Annotated in this window: 1 pseudogene; it reads left to right on the top strand. The window is 67.2% G+C overall.

Annotated elements, in window-relative coordinates:
- Positions 1 to 508: 508 nt before the first annotated feature.
- Positions 509 to 1,875 (top strand): annotated as a pseudogene (locus BN1233_RS50770) (IS30 family transposase).
- The last annotated feature ends 85 nt before the right edge of the window (positions 1,876 to 1,960 follow it).

Genomic DNA, 1,960 nt, shown 5'->3' with positions numbered 1-1,960 from the left:
AGCCGCAATTCCGTCAAGCGCTCAGGAAGCACCGTCAGGCCCATGGCATCTCACCGGTGCAGCAGTTCCGGCAAGAGGAGGCCAGCCAGCCAGGACGCTATCAAGCGCCAAGCCGCGGCTCGACAAGGCCACGCAGCTGGAGGCGCAGACCGCCCGGCTAGAGACGGGCAACTATCTTCTCCCTAGCGAACGTGGCTGGGCGCATTCCGGCATGAGCCGATGGCCTTCCCGATCGGCAAGAATGACGATCAGGCCGACAGCCCGGTGCAGTTCGTGGAGTGGTCGGCTCCCTAGGTGCCGAGGGGGCTGGAGCGCGATCCCGCGACAGGACGCCCCTTGCGGGTCAAACGACCCCAACGCCGGCGGTGTTGTTGCGGGAGACGAGGAGACTGCAGGAGCGCACCACTCAAAATGCGGAATATAGGGCGGATTCAAGCGGTCGTCGCAACACCCTGAAGGAGTTGCGATGAACGGGCGAAGGCGGCGTTCTGATAGATGACGGGCCCCGTTGTTCTCGCCGGGTCGGCCACCGGCGGCGACGCGCGAGGAGCGGCGGCGGTTTTGGGAGGCGATCGCGACAGGGATGGCAAGTGAGGAGGCCGCGGTCAGCACAGGGGTGTCGCCGGCCGTGGGCACACGATGGTTCCGGGAGGCCGGCGGCATGCCAGTCAACGCTTGCACCCTCGGCCAAGCCGCTCTCCGGCCGCTATCTCTCTGCTATCTCTCTTTTGCGGACCGCGAGGAGATCGCGCTGCTGCGAGTACAGGGCAGTTCGGTGCGGGAGATCGCCCACCGGTTCGGGCGGGCAGCATCGACCAACTCGCGCGAGCTGCGGCGCAAGGCTGCCACGCGGGGCGGCGGCTTCGAGTACCGGGCGACAACCGCGCAGTAGCATGCCGAGCAATCCGCCCGTCGTCCCAAGCCGGCGAAGCTTGCAACCAACCCAGAGCTGCGGCGCTACGTCGAGGAGCGGCTGGCCGGCACGGTTGCGGCCCCCGGCGGAGTGGAGCGACTTGGGCCTGTTGTTGCATGGAAGGGCCGCCGGCATGGACGGCGGCAAGCCCGGCGCTGGTCCGTTGCCTGGAGTCCAGAGCAGATCGCCCGCCGGCTGCTGATCGACAATCCTGACAACGAAACCATGCGCATCAGCCACGAGGCCATATACCAGGCGCTCTTCGTACAAGGCCGGGGCGCACTTCGCCGCGAGTTGACCGCCTGCCTGCGCACCGGGCGGGTCCTGCGGGTGCCGCGTGCACGCAGCCGCGGGCGAGGCAAGTCGTTCGTCCTGCCCGAGATCGTGATCAGCGAGCGCCCGGCAGAAGCGGCCGACCGTGCCGTGCCGGGCCACTGGGAAGGCGACCTCATCCTGGGCCTGCTCAGCTCGGCAATCGGCACGCTTGTGGAGCACACCACGCGCTTTGCCCTCCTGCTCCACTTGCCTCGCATGGCAGCCCACGGCGACGGAGCGCGCGTCAAGAACGGCCCCGCACTCGCCGGGCATGGTGCCAAAGCCGTGTGCGAGGCGATCGCGCGCACGATCATCTCCTTTCCGGAGCAGCGGCGGTCGCTCACCTGGACCAGGGAGCGGAGATGAGCCAACACGCACGCCTGCGGATCGATGCGGACGTGCAGGTCTACTTCTGCAATCCCCGCAAGCCCTTGCAGCGCGGCACGAACGAGAACACCAACGGGCTCCTGCGCCAGTACTTTCCCAAGGGTACCGACCTCGGCCGCCACAGCGCCAAAGACCTCGAGGCAGAGGCAGCTGCCCTCAATGCAAGACCTCGGAAAACGCTCGGCTGGAGAACTCCCGCCGAAGCGCCTGACCAGTTCCTGCAATCGGCTCAGGCGGAGTGTGTTGCAACAACCAGTTGAATCCGCCCAACATCTGTCGACCAAGTACACCGAGCGCCTCGCCGAGGCGGGGATTGAGCCGTCGGTCCCTGTCGAGGACTCGTAC

Source organism: Microvirga massiliensis, assembly GCF_001006805.1.
GTDB lineage: Bacteria > Pseudomonadota > Alphaproteobacteria > Rhizobiales > Beijerinckiaceae > Microvirga > Microvirga massiliensis.
The sequence above is the reverse complement of the archived record's forward strand: the minus strand, read 5'-3'. Positions and strand labels throughout refer to the sequence as shown.